Raw genomic sequence first — 18,536 nt, 5'->3', positions numbered from 1 at the left:
CCTGGACCTCACGCATGGGCCGGCGGGAAAAGCCCGCGCGGTTTGACAGCCAGAATGATGGCCATGACGACATAGATCAGCATGGATGCCGCAGCGCCGCCGATCATGCCTGCCTGCGACGGATCGACAAACAGGCTGAGCAGTTGCGGCAGCAGAAGGCGTCCCAGCGTATCGGTGACGCCAACCAAAAGCGCGCCATAAAGCGCCCCTTTGATCGAGCCGATGCCGCCGATGACGATGACGACGAAGGCGAGGATGAGCACCGGTTCGCCCATGCCGACCTGCACCGATTGCAAGGCGCCGACAAGCGCACCGGCCAGCCCAGCAAGGGCCGATCCCAGCGCGAAGACCAATGTGTAGAGGGTGCGGATATCGACACCCAGCGCGCCGATCATCTCGCGGTCGCTTTCACCCGCACGGATACGCATGCCAAGCCGCGTCTTGCCGATAAGCAGATAAAGACCAAGCGCCACAAGCGCACCGACGGTGATGATGGCCAGCCGATAAAGCGGGTAGCTGGCGTCTCCCGGCAAGTTGACGACGCCCTGTAGAAGCGGCGGAATATCGAGGTAGAGCGGGAAGGAGCCGAAAATCCAGCGGGTGCCTTCCGAAAAAATGAGAATGAGCGCGAAGGTCGCCAGAACCTGATCGAGGTGATCCCGGTCATAGAGCCGCCTGATGACGGTCAATTCGACAATCGACCCGGCGGCGGCAGCGCAGATCAGACTGGCGACAAGGCCGAGCCAGAAGGAGCCCGTCCAGGCGGCGACGGTGGCGCAAGCAAATGCGCCGACCATGTAGAGAGAGCCATGAGCAAGGTTGATGAGGCCCATGACGCCGAAGATCAGCGTCAGCCCGGCAGCCATGAGAAACAACATGACGCCGAGCTGGATGCCGTTCAGCAACTGTTCGATAGCAAGTGCAAGGGTCACGCCGCTGCCTTAGATCTTGCAATCTTTGGCATAGGCATCGCCATGTTCTGCGAAAATCTTCTCGACCGTCTTGTTGGTCAGCACGCCATCCTTCTTCACCACTTCCGTGATGTAGATATCCTGAATCGGATGCTGGTTGGTGTTGAACTTGAAGTTTCCGCGCGGCGACTTGAAATCGGCCTTCAGCAGTTCGGCGCGGAAGGCATCTGCATTCTTGACGTCGGCCTTGGCAGCGGCTGATACGATCAATTGCGCCGCATCATAGGCCTGCACGGCATAGATCGATGGCAGGCGGTTATATTCCTTCTGGAAGTCGGCAACGAATTTCTTGCTCACATCCGTATCGAAATCCGGTGCCCACTGGCCAGACGCCTTGACGCCGAGTGCGGCATCGCCGATGGCGGGCAGAACATCCTGGCTGAAGGAGAAGCCCGGACCCATGACGGGAACCTTGACGCCCGATTGCGCGAACTGCTTCATGAAAGCAATGCCCATGCCGCCGGGAAGGAAGGTGAAGATGCCATCGGCACCCGATGCGCGCATCTGGGCAATTTCGGCAGCGTAATCCGTCTGTCCTACCTTGGTATAGACCTCGGAAACGACCTCACCCTTGTAGTAGCGCTTGAAACCGGCAAGCGAATCCTTACCAGCCGGATAGTTCGGCGCGAGAATGAACATCTTCTTGAAACCCTTATTGGCGTATTCGCCCATGGCTTCATGAAGATTGTCGTTCTGATATGCCGCGTTGAAATAAAGCTTGTTGCAGCCCTGACCGGCCAAGGCCGCCGGTGCCGCATTAGTCGAAACATAGAACTTGCCCTGTGCGACAGCGCCCGGAACGACGGCCATCAACAGGTTGGACCAGACGATGCCGGTCAGCACGTCGACATTGTCGCTCTGGATCATCTTGTCGGCAATCTGAACCGCCAGTTCCGGCTTTTGGGCATCGTCTTCGGTGATGACTGTGATGTCCTTGTTGCCAGATTGCTTGATGGCCAGCATGAAGCCGTCACGCGTATCGACGCCAAGGCCCGCACCGCCACCGGAAAGGGTGGTGATCATGCCGATCTTCAGCGGTTCGGCCATGGCAAGGCTGGATACGCAAAGGCTGAGCGCCAGTGTCGTCGTGGCAAGTATTGTCTTCATGTCGTGTTCCCCGTTTTGTTTTTCTGTTCCGCTCAGCCCGTGACTGACGAAACGTTACCATCCACAATCATATGACGACTTGCAATCACCTCTGGCGAGGTTTCATGTGCGTTTGCTGTTATACTGCCTCGCGCTGTTTCAGTCTGAACCGCTGGATCTTGCCGGATTCGGTCTTTGGAAGCATATCGGTGAAGACGACCGAGCGCGGATATTTGTAGGGCGCGATGACCGCCTTGACGTGATTTTGCAACAGCTTGGCCATCGCATCACAGGCGTCAAAGCCGGGCGCCAGTACGATATGCGCTTCGACGATCGTCCCACGAATATCGTCAGCTGCACCGATCACGGCGCATTCTCTGACAGCCTCATGCTTCAAAAGTGCTGCCTCGACTTCGGGCCCGGCAATATTGTAGCCAGCGGACACGATCATGTCGTCGGAGCGAGCGGAAAAGTGGAAATAGCCATCTTCATCCTGCACGAAGGTATCGCCGGGCAGGTTCCAGCCATCGCGGACGAATTTGCGCTGACGATCATCGGCAAGGTAGCGGCAGCCGATGGGCCCCTTGACGACCAGATGTCCGGGCGTACCGCGCGGCACTTCCTTCATGTCGGCATCCACCACCAAGGCCTTATAGCCGGTCAGCGGCTTGCCGGTGCAGCCGGGCTTGAAATCATCCGGGCGGTTGGAAATGAAGATATGCAGCATTTCCGTACCGCCGATGCCGTCCAGAATGGGCTTGCCGGTCTTTCTCACCCATTCCTCGAAGACAGGCGCCGGTAGCGTTTCGCCAGCGGAAATCGCAAGTCGCAGCGACGACAGGTCGGCACCTTCGTCCATCGCTGCCAGCATGGCACGATATGCAGTGGGCGCCGTGAAGCAGATGGTGGCCTTGTAGGTCTCGATGATCTCGATCATGTTCGGCGGTGTCGCGCTTTCGAGAAGCGCTGCACTCGCGCCGAAGCGCAGGGGGAAGACCGCCAGACCGCCGAGGCCGAAGGTGAAGGCGAGGGGCGGTGAGCCGACGAAGATGTCGTCTTCTTTGACATCGAGCACTTCGCGGGCATAGGCATCGGCGATGATGAGGATGTCGCGGTGAAAATGCATCGTCGCTTTGGGTACACCGGTTGAGCCCGATGTGAAGCCGAGCAGGGCGACGTCATCACGGCCGGTTTGTGCCGCTTCGAACTGAACCGGCTTGTTGAGCGCTGCTCTGTCCAGCTCGGCATCGTGGTTGGCGGTGCCGTCGAAGCCGATTACCTGGGTGAGATAGTCGCTATCCTTTGCGGCCATCACCAGCTCATCCATCAGGCGTGTGTCGCACAGCGCGACGGTGATTTCCGCCTTGTCGATGATTTTCGTCAGCTCACCGGCGCGCAGCATGGGCATGGTGTTGACCACGACCGCGCCTGCCTTCGTCGCAGCCAGCCAGCAGGCGACCATGGCGGGGTTGTTGGCTGAACGGATGAGAACGCGGTTGCCCGGCTTGAGGCCGTAATCTTCCGTGAGCGCACGTGCGATGCGGTTCGTCCAGTCGGAAAGCTCTTTGTAGGTGCGACGTCGGCCATTGCCGATGAGGGCGGTGCGGTCGCCGAAGCCGCGTTCGACCATGCGGTCGGTCAGCTCGACGCCTGCATTCATCCAGTCGGGATATTGGAACCCATCGAGCTTGATGTCCGGCCATTCTTCGAAGGGCGGGAGGTTATCGCGGGCAAAGGTATCCTGATGGCCTGACGGTCCCAGCATAGTATCGTTCCCATATTCTTATCGATGCGGCTTTTTGCCTTTCGTTCAGGATTGCATCGGAATGTGGGTCTGGCAAGAGAGAAAGTTTAAGTGTGTACTAATTTTTGAAGTTGCCAAAAACGCAAATCTGCGTCTATAAAATATATGTGTAAATTGCCGGATTCCGCAGGGGGAGAGGGCGCGGTGTTACAGCCAGAAGTGGTGCGCACCATATCTCAGGTATCAACCTAGAATCATCTTTGATAAAAAGATTTTATTATTAAATTCAGATAGTTATAAATTTCTTGGAACCACCTAATACGTCCTATCAGATGTCGTCCTTATCATCGGCAGACAGGTGATTGCGCGCGGATTGCTTGACTTGTCCGACATGGGTGAGAAGGCCGGAAATTACAATCGGATCGACATCTCCCATCATATCTTCAAGCCATGTGCCATGTGCCTCAGCCATTGCTTCGAAGGTCGTGCGGCCTTTCTCGGTCAGGCATGCCACGACAACCCGCCGGTCATCCGCTGGGCGCTGACGAAGGACGAAGCCATCCGTCTCCAGCCGCTCCACCAGTCCGGTGATATTGCCATTGGTCACCATGGTGCGCTTTGAAAGTTCGCCCAGTCGCAAACCTTCAGGTTCGCGGTAAAGCTGGGATAGCAGGTCGAATTGCGGGAGAGTCGTCCCGAATTCGCGACGCAGGCGGCGCCGTATCTCCTGCGAAATCAACTTCGTCGTCGAAAGCAGGCGCAACCATAGGCGAAGTTCCTGTTTCTTGCCTTCCTGCGTATCACTGATGATGATTTCGAGGTCGATTGCCGACATATGTCCGTTCCTTGCACGCCGGCAGACCTCAAACACCATTCGCTGCGGTCACGTCAACATGTTTGAACGTTCAAGTAACATAGGAAGTGCTAGCCGCTGGCGCATTTTGCCACCGACCTTCCACAAGAGGGGCGGGAGCTTGCATCTCCCGCCAGCCATATTTCAATCCGGGAAAATATTCGTCTGGGCTGCGACGCGCCGATAAGCAGCGCCTGCGGTAAAGCCGCCATCGATGACGAAGTCTTCGCCGGTCATGAAGCTGGATGCGTCGGACGCCAGAAACAGCACGAGTTCGGCAATCTCTTCCGGCTTTCCGCTGCGCTTCATCGGCGTCATCTCGATCATCGGCTTTAGATGCGGGCTGCTGGCGTTGAGGCCGGTGACCACGAGGCCAGGGCAGACGGCGTTGACGCGGATGTTTTTCGAGACAAGCTCCATGGCCGCACTGCGGGTCAGGCCGCGCAGACCCCATTTGCTGGCGGTATAGGCAGGGTCGTAGTGGCCGGAAAAGCCGCTATTGGATGAGATGTTGATGATGGAACCGCCGCCACCTTCCGCCATGCGGTCGGTGACCGCTTGTATGCCGAGAAAGGCGCCGGTCAGGTTGACCTTCAGCACCCGTTCCCATGCTTCCAGACCTGTCGTCGCGACCGTCGAGCGATTGATGATGCCGGCATTGTTGACGAGAATATCGATGCGGCCCTTCCATTCGGTGGCAAGTGCGATGACGCCAGCCCAGCTTTCGGGATCGGTGACATCGAGATGGATGAAACGCGCTTCCAACCCGTCATCCTGCAAGGCCTGCGCCAGGGCGCGACCTTCCTCGTCAAGCACATCGGCGATGATGACGGCTGCACCTTTGGAGGCAAACAGCCGCGCTTCGGCTTCGCCCTGTCCGCGCGCACCGCCGGTGACGATGGCCAGACGGCCCTTGAGATCGCTCATGGTCATACCCTCGCTGCGATGGTGGTCTGGCGCTGTTCGCCCAGGCCTTCGATACCGAGCGTCATGACCTGACCGGGCTGAAGGAAGACCGGCGTTGGCTTGATGCCCATGCCGACGCCCGGCGGTGTGCCGGTGGCGATGACGTCGCCCGGCATCAGCGTCATGAACTGGCTGATATAGCTGACGAGATGGGCAACGCCGAAGATCATGGTGGATGTGTTGCCTGTCTGACGACGCTGGCCGTCGACATCGAGCCAGAGCGACAGGTTCTGCGGGTCCGCAACCTCGTCACGGGTCACCAGCCATGGGCCGATGGGGCCGAAGGTGTCGTGGCTCTTGCCCTTGGTCCACTGCCCGCCTCGTTCCGACTGGAAGGCGCGCTCGGACACGTCGTTGACCACGCAATAACCGGCGACATGCGACAACGCATCGGCTTCGGTGACATATTTGGCGCGTTTGCCGATGACCACGCCGAGCTCGACCTCCCAGTCGGTCTTGGCGGAGGTGCGGGGTATTTCGACATCGTCATTGGGACCGACGACCGCTGTTGTTGCCTTCATGAACAGGATCGGCTCGGGAGGCGGCTCCTTGCCGGTCTCCTTGGCATGGTCGGCATAGTTCAGTCCGACGCAAATGAACTTGCCGACATTGCCGACGCAGGCACCGACGCGATCGGCGGACACGACTGGCAGGCTTGCCGGATCAATGGTGCGGATTCGGTTTAGAGCCTCATCATCAAGAGCTTCGCCTGCGATGTCGGAGACGATGCCGGAGAGATCGCGCAATGTGCCATCATCAGCCAGAAGTGCGGGCTTTTCAGCACCAAGCGCGCCTAGTCTCAACAGTTTCATTCTGCTCTCCTGAAGCCAACCAATACGCTGTCATCAACGTCGGGCAGATTGACGACGATGTTGTCGGGCGTGCGGGTCGTTAGCCAGACCAGTTCTTCCGTCGTGGACATGTTGACTTCGATATGTGGCCAGTTCGGCGGTACGAAGATGAAGTCGCCTTCTTCCATGTCGAGAAATTCTTGCCAGTTCTCGCCGAAATAGATGCGGGCCTTGCCCTTCAGCACGTAACCACCTGTCTCGGCTTCACCGTGGTGGTGCGGATAGGAGCGGTAGCCGGGGTCGTTGGAGACCTTGCCGAACCAGATTTTGGTGGCGGGCGTGTGCTGCGGGCTGACGCCAGATATGCGCACGCAACCGCCGGACTGGCCGGTGCCGGTATCTTCCTGTCCCTTGCGGGTAATCACGGGCATGACTTTGCTGGTCATCGAATTCTCCTCCTCTTTGAACGTTTGTCAGTCCGGCACGACGGCGAGCGACTGAATCTCGATCTTGGCGCGATCTTCCATTAGCGCCACGACTTGCACGGCAGCCATGGGCGGAAAGTGACGGCCAATGATCTCACGGTAGACGGCACCGATTTCCCGCATGCGGGATTTGTAGGCTTCGCGATCGGTGAAGTACCACGTCATCTGAATGAGATGCTCAGGCTTGGCATTGGCAGCCTCCAGCACGCTGACGATGTTCAAAAGCGTCTGGCGAACCTGATCGACAAAGTCATCGGAATGGAACTGGCAATGCGCATCCCAGCCAATCTGTCCGCCGACCTGAACGATGCGGCCACGGGCGCTGATACCGTTGGAATAGCCGATGGGCTTTGCCCAACCGTCCGGTTGGATGATTTCATGCATCATGTTTTGGCTCCAGATAACGTGTCAGGCCTGCGCGAATGTCGTCGGGCCAGGGATGGGATTTATGGTCGGTCAATGAGGTCATCACGATGCGCTGACGCACCGTCCAGATGATGTCACCGCGTACCGTGACGATGGTTTCCAGATCGAGCGAGGCGCGACCGATGGAACGCACGTGGACGGCAAAATCCAGCACATCGCCGTAGACGGCGGGCTTTTTGAATTCGAGGTTCATGGTCACGGTCGGCAAGCCCAGCTTGCGCTCGAACATGATCTCTTTCCAGGTCACGCCAAAGGAAGCGAACATCGCCTCGTTGACATCGACCAGCATGGACAGATAGGCCGGATGGTAGGCGATGCCGGTGAGGTCGCAATCGCCAAAACGCATCGGCTTGGAGTGGGTAAAAGGCATGTGTCCTCTCGCTTCTTTCTCGCTCAACCAACCATGATTTCGCCGCCGGCAACCGCGATGGCTTGGCCCGTGATGGAGCCAGCCCCCGGTGAGGCAAGCCACAGCACGGTGTCGGCCACTTCCTGCGGCTGGATCAGGCGTCCCTGAGGGTTTGACTTGGTGAACTCGGCCAAGGCGTGATCGCGGCTGCGACCGGTCTTTTCCATGATGGTCTCCAGCGAGTGCTGAATGATCGGCGTATCGGTAAAACCAGGGCAGACGGCATTGACGGTCACGCCCTTTTTGGCCAGTTCCAGCGCAAGCGCCCGCGTCATGCCGATAACGCCATGCTTTGCAGCGCAATAGGCGGATACGTAGGCATAACCCGTCAAACCTGCTGTCGAGGCGACGTTGATGATGCGCGCGCCCGCGCCGTGCGTCTTCAGATCGGCAAGCGTTGCCTGCGTGACGTTGAAAACCCCGGTGAGATCGACTGACAGAACATGGCTCCACATGTCGAGTGTGGTCTTCTCGAACGAGGCACTCGGCGCTTCACCGGCATTGTTGACGAGAATAGAGACCGGCCCGAATGTTGCTCGCGCCGTCTCCATGCCCTTGGCAATCGCGTCCGGCTGGGTGACATCGAAACCATCAAGAACAAGGCAGTCGCCGCCAATGGCAGCGGCCACATCCTCCAGCGGCTGACGACGGCGACCGGCCAGCGTGACCTTCGCTCCAGCCTTGGCCAGCGTCATGGCAATCGCCGCACCGATGCCGCTTCCGGCTCCTGTCACCAGCGCATGGCGGCCTGCAAGGGTCTGCGTTACCATGCCGACCTCACTTTGCCGCCGCTGCGCGGTCGAGATTGGCTTCGTATTGCGCTTTCGCAGACATGTATTGCTTCGGCCATGCCACGGATTTCAGGCCGATCTTGGCGGCTTCGTGCAGAGCCCAGGATGGATCGGCAAGATGCGGACGGGCAACGGCGCAGAGATCCGCACGACCTGCCGAGATGATGGAGTTGGCGTGGTCGGCCTCCGAGATCGCACCGACGGCGATGGTCGGGATGCCGATTTCGTTGCGTATCTTGTCCGAGAACGGCGTCTGGAAGAGGCGGCCATAAACCGGCTTTTCTTCTTTCGATACCTGACCGGACGAGCAGTCGATCAGGTCCGCACCCGCATCCTTGAACATCTGGGCATAGATGGCCGCATCCTCAGGCGTGTTGCCGCCCTCGGCCCAGTCATGGCAGGAGAGGCGAACCGAAATTGGCTTGTCCTCGGGCCAGGCTGCACGCACGGCGGCAAACACCTCCAGCGGATAGCGCGCCATATTCTCATGGCTGCCACCATATTCATCTTCACGCAGATTGGTGAGCGGCGACAGGAAGCTGGACAACAGATAGCCGTGGGCGCAGTGCAGTTCCAGCCAGTCCGCGCCGGTTTCAGCCGCGCGCTTGGTTGCGGCCACGAAGTCGGCCTTGACGCGGTCCATATCGGCCCGGTCCATCGCCTTGGGAACGACACTGTGTTTCAGATAGGGTATGGCTGACGCCGAAAACAGCGGCCATGCGCCGGTTTCCAGCGGCTGGTCGATGCCTTCCCAGGCCAGTTTCGTCGCACCCTTGCGCCCGGCATGGCCGAGCTGAATGCCGACCTTGGCGGCGCTGTTGGCATGTGCAAAATCCACGAACCGTTTCCAACCGGCAATCTGCTCGTCGTTCCACAGCCCCAGGCAACCGGGGGTAATGCGGGCATCGGGCGATACGCAGGTCATTTCGGCAAAGACGAGACCGGCGCCACCCATGGCGCGTGCGCCCAGATGCACCATATGGAAGTCGTCTATCAAACCATCGGTCGCCGAGTACATCGCCATCGGCGACACGACGATGCGGTTGGCAAGCGTGGTGCCGCGCAGCGTGTAGGGCGTGAACATCGGCGGCAGGCAGCGCTCATTGTCCTTTACCTGAAGGCCGGATTGCTGGGCAAACCAGTGCTCATAGCCTTCCAGCCACTCCTTGTCGCGCAGGCGCAGATTTTCATGGCTAATACGCTGCGAGCGGGTCAGCATCGAATACATGAACTGTTCGGGCGGAAGCGTATCGGCATAACGCTGGCCCACCACTTCGAACCATTCCATGGCATTGCGCGCCGCATTCTGGATACGGGCGACATCGACGCGGCGGATGTCCTCATAGGTTTTCAGAACGTCGGGAATGCTGTCCTTGCCGTGACCGGCCTTGTTGAACTGGTTGGCCAGCTCGATAGCGTCATCGATGGCAAGCTTGGTGCCGGAGCCGATGGCAAAATGGGCGGTGTGGGCGGCATCACCCATCAGCACCACGTGGGAGTTGCCGTTGAAATGGCTCCACTTGCCGCAGATCAACCGGGTAAAGTTCAGCCAGGCGCTGCCACGCATGTGGCGCGCATTGGTCATCAACTCGGAACCCTCGAGCGTCTCGGCAAACAGGTCCTGGCAGAAGTCGATCGATTGCTGCTGGTCCATCTCACCGAGGCCGTGGGCCTGATAGGCCTCTTCCGTCGTTTCGATGATGAAGGTCGATGTGTTCTCATCGAACTTGTAGATATGCGCCTGGAACCAGCCGTGATCCGTCTTACGGAAATCGAAGGTGAAGGCGTCGAACAGCTTGTTGGTGCCAAGCCAGATGTAACGGTTTGGCCGCACCACCAGATCGGGCTCGAAAATCTCTTGATACTTGTTGCGGATTTTGGAGTTGAGACCATCCGACACGATCAGGAGATCGGCGTCAGGATAATCCAGATCGCTTTGAACTTCGGTCTCGAACACAAGCTCGACACCCAACGCTTCGCAACGTACCTGAAGAATGTTGAGCAGTTTCTTGCGACCGATGCCGACGAAACCGTGGCCGGTGGTGCGCTGGCGGGTGCCCTTGAACAGGACCTCGATATCGTCCCAGTGGTTGAACGCCTGCTGGATTTCGTCGGCACTGTCCTTGTCCCAGACCTGCATCGACGCCATGGTCTGATCGGAAAACACAACGCCCCATCCGAAGGTGTCATAGGGACGGTTGCGCTCCACCACCGTCACCTGATGCTCGGGATGCAACTTCTTCATCAACAGTGCGAAATACAGTCCCGCAGGACCTCCACCAACACAGACGATACGCATGTGACCCTCCACGGTTTTCGACTAAAGCGTCGAGGCAGATATTTATTTGAAGGTTAAAGTAAGTTTGCAATTCTCTGTTGTCAACCGAAACAGGATCGATTTCATGAATTAGTTTATGTTTAAACTAATTTGATTGGACACTTGGACGGATGACGCCTCAGAGAGGAGGACAGTCGAACACTTTGCCCGGGTTCATGATGTTGTTGGGGTCGACCGCACGCTTGATCGTTGCCATCATAGCCAGTTCTTCCGGCGTACGGGAAAGGTTCAGATACGGCTTCTTCAATAGGCCGATGCCGTGTTCCGCAGAGATGGTGCCGCCTCTGGTCGCAACGAAATTGAAGACCAGTTCGGTAATCTCCTTGTGTGGCTGTTGCTGCCCGGCAGAGGGAATGTTGCAGACGAAATGCAGGTTGCTGTCGCCGATATGGCCGTAGCTCAGACCGATTGCATCCGGCCAGCGGTGCTTTACAGCGGCTTCGATTTCATCCACGAGTTCGCCTGCGGCACTGGTTGGCACGCCGACATCGAAGGCTGTCATCGGACCCATCAGCTTGCCATATTCCGACACGCTTTCGCGCACGGCCCAGAGAGACTGAGCCTCTCGCTCTGACGATGGCAGGATGGCGTCGGACACGGAGCCCGCTTCAAGTGCTTCGCCAAGCAGTTCCTCGAGAGACGCGCGATTATCATCGGCATCGTGACCCGCCGCTTCGATCAGTACATAGATGCCGTGCGGATGAGTAAAGGCGCGGCGCAGATGCGGCAGGTTTCCGGTCATGAAATCGTAAAAGCTTGGCCACATGACTTCGAACGAGGTCAGCGCAGACCCCAGACGCTGGCGTGCGCTCTTCAGCAATTCAAGCATCGAGGAAAAATCCGGGCAGCCGCAAAAGGCGCTCGCCAGATCGGCTGGCTTTGCCTGAAGCCGCAGGACGGCACGGGTGATGATGCCGAGTGTTCCTTCCGAGCCGATGAACATGTGCTTGAGATCATAGCCCGCATTGTTTTTCAACATCTTGTTGAGCGACGTGACGATGGTGCCATCCGGCAGAACGACCTCCAACCCAAGCACATGCTCCCGCGCCATGCCGAAGCGAATGACGCGGTTGCCTCCGGCATTGGTCGCAAGGTTGCCGCCGATGACGCAGCTATCGCGGGCGCCGAGATCAAGGCCGAGAAAAAGGCCAGCATGTTCGGCAGCTTTCTGTGCGACACCCAGTGGTACCCCGGCCTGGACGGTCATGGTTGCCATGACCGTATCAATCTCTTCGATCGCATTCATCCGGTCGAGCGACAATGCCACGCCGCCTTCGATGGGTCGCGCACCACCTGCAAGACCCGTCAGGCCACCTTGCGGCGTGACGGGGATCTTGTACTGATTGCAGAGTTTGAGCGTCTGCGACACCTGTTCTGTGGTTCTTGGCCGAACCAACGCCAATGGTACGACTGGGGTCATGCCGGACCAATCCGTGTGAAACCGGGCCGGAATCTCCGAACCAAACGCCACATCGGAGCCGAGTTCGGCTTTCAGGCTTTCCAGAAAATCACTCGCCATGGCCACTCTTCCCCTCGGTTGGCTTGGCTTGGCCACGCGCAACGCAGCCAAGCCTTTGGTCTCGTCAGCGCAATGCTTCGACCATGCGGTCTACGGCGGTCTTCAGGCGCGCATGATCGCGGAACACGCAAAGCCGGATGAAGCCGTTGGAAACGTCGCCGAAGAGGTGGCCGGGGGCGAGCCCAACGCGTGCCTTTTCCAGGATCATGGTGCAGGCTTCACGGGCATCCGGCACGCCGTCCAAACTGAAGAAGGCATACATGCCGCCTTGCGGCTTTTCGGGCAGGATGATGGAATTGATCTGCGACAGGCCGTCATAGACGATATCCAGACCGGTTTTCACACGGTCGCGAATGTCGGCCACGAGTGGCTCACCTTGCTCGATGGCAGCCACCGCCCCTGCCTGAATAATCGGCGAGGTGCCGCTATTGATATATTGCGTCATCGCCGCCACCTGATCTGCCACGCTTTTCGGGTGGGTCAGCCAGCCCACGCGCCAGCCGGTCATCGCCCATGCCTTGGAGAAGCTGTTGATGGTGATGACGCGATCTTCTTCATCGGAAATCGGCAGCAGGGAGGGCGCGACATTGCCCTTGAAATAAAGCCGTCCATAGACCTCGTCCGAGATGATCCAGATGCCGGTACGGCGGCTGAACTCCAGCAGCGCCGCCATTTCTTCTGCCGTCGCCGTCCAGCCTGTTGGGTTGGCGGGGGTGGAGAGGAAGATGGCGCGGGTGCGAGCGTCGCAGGAGGCAAACAGCTTGTCCAGATCCAGATGCCAGCCATTATCGTAATCAAGCGAGACAGGGCGCGGCTCTGCACCCAGCAGATGGATGGCGTTATGAATATTGGGCCACTGCGGCGCGACGTAGACGACATTCGTGCCGACCTCGGCAATCAGGGCCAGCGCGATGTAAAGCGCCTGCATGCCGCCCGGCGCGACGGTGGTGCAGGCCAGATCGATGTTGCGACCGTGCAGTTTCGACTGGTATTCGCTGAGGGCGGCCTTGAGCTTGTTGGTGCCGCGCATATCCGGCACATAGAAGGTTTCGCCGTCATCCAGCGCCTTCTTGGCGGCTTCGCGGATGAAGGAGGGCGTGACCATATCGCCTTCGCCATACCAGAGCGCGATGACGTCTTCGAGCTTGGCGGCGCGCACGGCAAGCGCCGCGATATTTTCGGTGTGCAAGTCCTTGATCTGGTCCCGGATGCCGCTGAAAGCGGTCAATGCGCGGTTCTTCGCCGCAATCTGACTGTCCATGAAAGACATGTGGTTCTCCCTTTCGTGACGTGTCCCCGTTTCATCGGGGCATATGGTTATGAGTTTGGTTGTCCAAGATCGTAATAAAGCCCGGCCATGATCGCGAGGCCTTCGCGCACGATGCTGACGGGCAGATGTTCGTTGGCGGCGTGTTGCAGGCAGCCGGGGTAGGAATGCGGAATCCAGACCGTCGGCAGGCCGAGTTGATCCGAAAAGATATTGTTGGGCAGGGAGCCGCCGAGATTGGGCAGGATGGCGGGCGGCGTGCCGGTCGTCTTTTCGATGGAGGCGGCGACGCGGCGCACCCAGGGATGATCAGGGTCAAGACGGCTGGCCGGAAAGATTGCGTCGGATGGATCGGTGACGACCACACGATCATAGCCGGCGTCCTTCAGTACGCGCCGAACAGCCGGGACCACCGCCGCGTAATCGACATTGACCGGAAAGCGCAGTTGCATACGCGCGCGCGCCTTGGGCGGAATGGCGTAAAGCGGCTGGGCAAGATTGCCGCATTCCATCTCCATCACCTCGAAGGACGACCAGGCGAAGACTTTTTCTTCAGACGTGAGCCCCGGTTCGCCCCACCATTCCTCGATGGAAGGATCACCCGCCGTCGGCGCGATATGGCAGCGCGTGAGTGCAGCGCGCACGTTTTCAGGGATATGACCAGGTGTCATTTCCGGCACCTTGATCTGGCCGGTGCGGCTGACGAGTTCGGTGATGGCGTGGCAAAGCTCGATGCCGGGATTGGCCAGCAGGCCGCCCCAATTGCCGGAATGCTGGAAGTCTTCGCGGGCGTTGACCTCCATGTGGAAGGATAGGCCGCCGCGTGCGCCGAGAAAGATCGTCGGTTGATTGAGTGCCAATCGCGGGCCGTCAGACGCGATCAGCACATCTGCCTTTAGCAAATCGCGATTGCGTTCGCAGACGGTATCAAGACCCGGTGAGCCGGACTCTTCACCCATTTCGATGAGGTATTTGAGGTTCAAGCCAAGGGAGCCACGAGTCGCAAGCACGGCCTCGACGGCCGCCATGTTGATCGAATGCTGGCCCTTGTTGTCGGCGGTGCCGCGCCCATACCAATTGCCATCGCGCTCCGTCATCTCGAAAGGTGTGAGGCCCTCCGCCCATTGCCCATCCAGACCGGCGACGACATCGCCGTGGCCATATTGCAGGATCGTGAGGAAATCAGGATTTTCAATGCGCTGCGCCAGCAGAAACGGACCGGGTGCCGCGTCGTCATGCAGGAGGGTCGTCGTGAAACCCATGCGCTCGAAATGCGGCTGCATTTCCTCATTCAGATAGCGTTCGAGATCGGCCTTGCGCTCCTTGAGACGGCTGGCCGACTGGATGGCCACACGGCGGCGCATGGTGGCCTCGAAGGAGCCATCCGAGAGCTGATCGAGTGCCCTGGTAATGGCATTCTCGCGCGATGACAGGGTCTGGTTCATGCTCTGGTCCTTGTTTTGAGATTACGCATGGCAGCAGCTTTCGCCGAGACGGTCGAGAAAGGCGACGCAGCGTTCCAGTTCAGAAATTTCGATGCCTTCATCCGGCTGGTGGGCATCGGCAATATCGCCGGGACCGACGACGAAGGACGGTGTGCCGGCCAGCTGGAAGATACCGGCCTCCGTACCATAGGAGACATAGCGCGGTGATGGCTTATCAAGAAGATCGAGCACCTTGCTTGTCAACGTTTCGGCTTCGGGTTTGAGGCCGGGTATGCGGGCCTGAACCTCGATGCTGACGCCGCAATCCGGGTCCACGGCTTTCATGGCGGGCTCGATGACATCGGATGCGTAACGCTTGATGCGATCGAGAACTGCGTAGTCATCCTCACCCGGAATGATCCGCATCTCCCAGAAAAAGTCGCAAGTCTCGGCTACGATGTTGCCATGCAGCCCACCTTTGATCTGGTTGACCTGAATGGTGGAATAGGGCGGATCAAGGCCCTCGAATTGCGGCCCGTTGCGCATATCGGCGCGAATCCTGTTGATCTCGGAAATCAGCTCGGCAGCGGCCATGACCGCGTTGACGTAGCGATCAGGCTGCGAAGAATGGCCGGGTTTGCCGCGCACGCGTGCCCAGCCGATGAGGCCGCCCTTGTGTGCCGAAACGACATCCATGGCTGTGGCTTCACCGATGATAGCCATTTGTGGCGCAAGCCCGCTTTTGCCGATCCACTCGGCCATGGAGCCCACGCCGGTGCAGCCCACTTCCTCATCGTAGGAAAAAGCCAGATGAACAGGGCGTTTCAAGGGTCGCGCAGCGATTGCGGGCAAAGCCGTCAGGCAGCAGGCGAGAAAGCCCTTCATATCGGTCGCGCCTCGTCCGATGACTCGCGAACCGTTCTGGCGCAAGACCCACGGGTCTCCGCTCCAGGCTTGGCCAGTAACTGGAACGACATCCGTGTGGCCGCTGAAGACGATACCGCCGGGGGCGTCCGGGCCAATCGAGACCAGCAGGTTTGCCTTGTCACCTTCTGCATTGGGAAAGCGGCGTAGCCTTGCGCCGAAGGGCGCAACGGCGGTTTCGAGGTGATCCAGCAGGGTGAGGTTGGAGACGGCGCTGACGGTTGGGAAAGCGACGAGGTCAGCGAGGTGGCGGCTGACGTCAGTGGCGATGGACACGGACTTGTCTCCCCGAAAAGGTTACGCGATTGAGCGTTTTGATTTGCCGCTTACCCCCCTCTGTCCTGCCGGACATCTCCCCCACAAGGAGGGAGATCGACTCGCGGCAGCCTGTTGGCAATCTCGTAGGTCGATAAATGGGTGATGTCGGTGCGTCTTGCCGATCTCCCCACCTGTAGGGGAGATGCCCGGCAGGGCAGAGGGGGGTACCCCACGCACTGCCATTTAATGCCGAAAACAGTTTCCCGTCAGACAACATCAGACAATTCCTTCGCCTTGAAATCCTCAGCGAAATGGCAGGCCGCAAACCGATTGGTATCGGTTTCCCGCAGCGCCGGGCTGTCATTCGAACACAGAGGCCTCGCAATCACGCAGCGTGGATGGAAATGGCATCCCGATGGCGGGTCGAGCGGGGATGGCATGTCGCCCTTGATGGCTGTGAAAACCCGCTTCTTCGGCTCCAGCGTCGGAATTTCCTTCAAAAGCGCGCGCGTATAGGGGTGGTGCGGATTGGCGAAGAGCGTTTCGGTATCTGCCAGTTCAACGATGCGGCCCAGATACATGACGGCGATGCGGTCGCAGAAGTTTTCGATCATGCCGAGATCGTGGCTGACGAAGATATAGGTGAGATCCAGATCCTTCTTCAACTCGACGAAGAGGTTGAGAATTTGGGCCTGAATGGACACGTCGAGTGCAGCGGTCGACTCGTCACAGACGAGAATGCGTGGCTTGACGGCCAGCGCCCGTGCGATGCCGATGCGGGCTCGCTGGCCACCGGAAAACTGGTGCGGATAGAGATCGCGGCTGGCGGGGTCCAGACCCACGCGCTTCATGATGTCGCTGACGTAAGTCGTCATTTCGCTGGCGCGGATGATGCCGTGAAAGACTGCCGCTTCGCCGATTGTTTCCATCACCCGCTTGCGTGGATTAAGCGACGCGGTCGCGTCCTGAAACACCATCTGGACGGAAAGGCTTGCCTTGCGCCGCTCTACTTCAGACATGGTCGCAAAGTCGCGGCCCTCCAGCAGGATTTTACCTTGGGATGGAGCCAGAATGCCCGAGATGATGCGCGCCAGCGTGGACTTGCCACAGCCGGATTCGCCCACAAGGCCGACGATTTCGCCGGGGCGGACATCGAGATTGATGCCATCGACGGCGCGCACGACCTGCTCGGAATTCTTGCGGGTCACGAAATCGACGATGCGCTGGGCAAAATCCGGCGTGCCGCGAAACTGGCGCGAGACGGCGTCGAGTTTAAGGATGGGCTGCATATCTCAGGCCTCCTGTCGCGGATGGTGGCAGCGCGCGAAGCGGCCGGAGGGATCGGTGACGACGGGAGGAAGTGTCGTCGTGCAGATCTCTGTTCGGGCCGAACAGCGCGGATGGAAGGCGCAACCAGTGGGCATATTGCCAAGACTTGGCGTGGAGCCCGGAATTTGCGCCAGCGGATGGCCGCGCTTGTTCTGACTTGGCACCGATGCGATGAGGCCAGCGGTGTAATGGTGGCGCGGCGCGGTCAGCACCTCGGCCACCGTTCCGGTCTCGACGATGCGACCGGCATACATGACGGCGATGCGGTCTGCGAGACCGGCGACCACCGAGAGGTCATGCGTGATCCATACCAGTGCAGTCCCGTTTTCAGCCGCCAGCCGCTGCACCTCACCCAGAATCTGCGCTTGGATGGTGACATCAAGCGCCGTCGTCGGCTCATCGGCAATCAGCACCGCTGGACGATGCAACAGCGCAATGGCAATCGCCACACGTTGGCGCATGCCGCCGGAAAACTGATGCGGATAGGCCTCCAGTCGCGATTCCGGCGAAGGAATGCCGACGGCTTTCAAGGCTTCGATGGCACGGGCGCGCGCGGCGGATTTAGAAACCTTCTCATGGGCATCGATGGCTTCGATGATCTGCGTGTCGATGCGCAGCACCGGGTTCAGCGTCGAGATCGGGTCCTGAAAGATCATCGCGATGCGGTTGCCGCGCAGGCCGCGCATGGCACTATCGCTGATGTCGGCAATGCTGCGGCCTTCAAGCATCACCCGACCGGCGGAAATCTGGCCCGGTTCATCGATCAGCCCCATCGTGGCAAGGCCCGTCACGGATTTGCCAGAGCCGGATTCGCCCACCACCCCCAGCACCTCGCCGGGATTGACGTGGAAACTGACATCGTTGACCGCCGTCACCACGCCCTTGCGGGTGTGGAAGGTGACGCTGAGGTTTTCGACCGACAGAGCAGGTGTGATCATTTTCGTTTGCACCTGCA

Annotated in this window: 17 protein-coding genes; all 17 read right to left on the bottom strand. The window is 59.2% G+C overall.

What is annotated here, in order from left to right:
• Positions 1–8: 8 nt before the first annotated feature.
• Positions 9–932 (bottom strand): branched-chain amino acid ABC transporter permease, encoded by a 924-nt coding sequence (locus HRR99_RS19200; protein ID WP_233124447.1) that lies wholly within the window; start codon positions 930–932, stop codon positions 9–11.
• Between the two features lie 9 nt (positions 933–941).
• Positions 942–2,078 carry an ABC transporter substrate-binding protein gene (locus HRR99_RS19195; RefSeq protein WP_233124445.1) on the bottom strand — a complete coding sequence of 379 codons (1,137 nt, stop codon included), beginning with the start codon at positions 2,076–2,078 and terminating at the stop codon, positions 942–944.
• 118 nt (positions 2,079–2,196) lie between these two features.
• Entirely contained in the window at positions 2,197–3,822 is a 1,626-nt protein-coding gene (locus HRR99_RS19190) for a benzoate-CoA ligase family protein (RefSeq protein ID WP_233124443.1), read from the bottom strand.
• Positions 3,823–4,129: 307 nt separating this feature from the next.
• Complete coding sequence (locus HRR99_RS19185; RefSeq protein ID WP_233124442.1) at positions 4,130–4,636, bottom strand: MarR family winged helix-turn-helix transcriptional regulator; 507 nt, start codon at positions 4,634–4,636, stop codon at positions 4,130–4,132.
• 162 nt (positions 4,637–4,798) lie between these two features.
• Positions 4,799–5,581, bottom strand: a complete 783-nt coding sequence (locus HRR99_RS19180; protein WP_233124440.1) for an SDR family NAD(P)-dependent oxidoreductase — start codon at positions 5,579–5,581, stop codon at positions 4,799–4,801.
• 2 nt (positions 5,582–5,583) lie between these two features.
• Positions 5,584–6,432 (bottom strand): fumarylacetoacetate hydrolase family protein, encoded by an 849-nt coding sequence (locus HRR99_RS19175; RefSeq protein WP_233124438.1) that lies wholly within the window; start codon positions 6,430–6,432, stop codon positions 5,584–5,586.
• A complete protein-coding gene (locus tag HRR99_RS19170) occupies positions 6,429–6,857 on the bottom strand; it encodes a cupin domain-containing protein (RefSeq protein WP_233124437.1) in 429 nt (142 codons plus the stop codon). Before HRR99_RS19170 ends, HRR99_RS19175 begins: the two co-directional genes overlap by 4 nt.
• Positions 6,858–6,884: 27 nt before the next feature.
• A complete protein-coding gene (locus HRR99_RS19165; RefSeq protein WP_045229606.1) occupies positions 6,885–7,280 on the bottom strand; it encodes a RidA family protein in 396 nt (131 codons plus the stop codon).
• The gene (locus HRR99_RS19160; RefSeq protein WP_233124435.1) at positions 7,273–7,692 is read right to left on the bottom strand and encodes an acyl-CoA thioesterase; all 420 of its coding nucleotides are present in this window, start codon (positions 7,690–7,692) and stop codon (positions 7,273–7,275) included. The genes HRR99_RS19165 and HRR99_RS19160 overlap by 8 nt, the downstream gene beginning before the upstream one ends.
• 23 nt (positions 7,693–7,715) lie before the next feature.
• Positions 7,716–8,501 (bottom strand): SDR family NAD(P)-dependent oxidoreductase, encoded by a 786-nt coding sequence (locus HRR99_RS19155; protein ID WP_233124434.1) that lies wholly within the window; start codon positions 8,499–8,501, stop codon positions 7,716–7,718.
• A 7-nt stretch (positions 8,502–8,508) separates the two neighbouring features.
• The gene (locus HRR99_RS19150; protein ID WP_233124432.1) at positions 8,509–10,821 is read right to left on the bottom strand and encodes a bifunctional salicylyl-CoA 5-hydroxylase/oxidoreductase; all 2,313 of its coding nucleotides are present in this window, start codon (positions 10,819–10,821) and stop codon (positions 8,509–8,511) included.
• A gap of 157 nt (positions 10,822–10,978) precedes the next feature.
• Entirely contained in the window at positions 10,979–12,379 is a 1,401-nt protein-coding gene (locus tag HRR99_RS19145) for an FAD-binding oxidoreductase (protein ID WP_233124430.1), read from the bottom strand.
• A 64-nt stretch (positions 12,380–12,443) separates the two neighbouring features.
• Positions 12,444–13,649: a pyridoxal phosphate-dependent aminotransferase gene (locus HRR99_RS19140; protein ID WP_233124429.1), complete on the bottom strand. Its 1,206-nt coding sequence runs from the start codon at positions 13,647–13,649 to the stop codon at positions 12,444–12,446.
• A 47-nt stretch (positions 13,650–13,696) separates the two neighbouring features.
• Positions 13,697–15,091 (bottom strand): M20 family metallopeptidase, encoded by a 1,395-nt coding sequence (locus tag HRR99_RS19135; protein ID WP_233124428.1) that lies wholly within the window; start codon positions 15,089–15,091, stop codon positions 13,697–13,699.
• 21 nt (positions 15,092–15,112) lie between these two features.
• Positions 15,113–16,270, bottom strand: a complete 1,158-nt coding sequence (gene argE / locus HRR99_RS19130) for an acetylornithine deacetylase (RefSeq protein ID WP_233124427.1) — start codon at positions 16,268–16,270, stop codon at positions 15,113–15,115.
• 248 nt (positions 16,271–16,518) lie between these two features.
• Positions 16,519–17,541 carry an ABC transporter ATP-binding protein gene (locus tag HRR99_RS19125; protein ID WP_233124426.1) on the bottom strand — a complete coding sequence of 341 codons (1,023 nt, stop codon included), beginning with the start codon at positions 17,539–17,541 and terminating at the stop codon, positions 16,519–16,521.
• Between the two features lie 3 nt (positions 17,542–17,544).
• On the bottom strand, positions 17,545–18,516 hold the full coding sequence (locus tag HRR99_RS19120) for an ABC transporter ATP-binding protein (RefSeq protein WP_422387369.1): 972 nt from the start codon (positions 18,514–18,516) through the stop codon (positions 17,545–17,547).
• Positions 18,517–18,536 lie beyond the last annotated feature (20 nt).

This window comes from Agrobacterium vaccinii (assembly GCF_021310995.1).
Classification (GTDB): domain Bacteria; phylum Pseudomonadota; class Alphaproteobacteria; order Rhizobiales; family Rhizobiaceae; genus Agrobacterium; species Agrobacterium vaccinii.
This window is presented reverse-complemented; position numbering and strand designations above follow the sequence as displayed.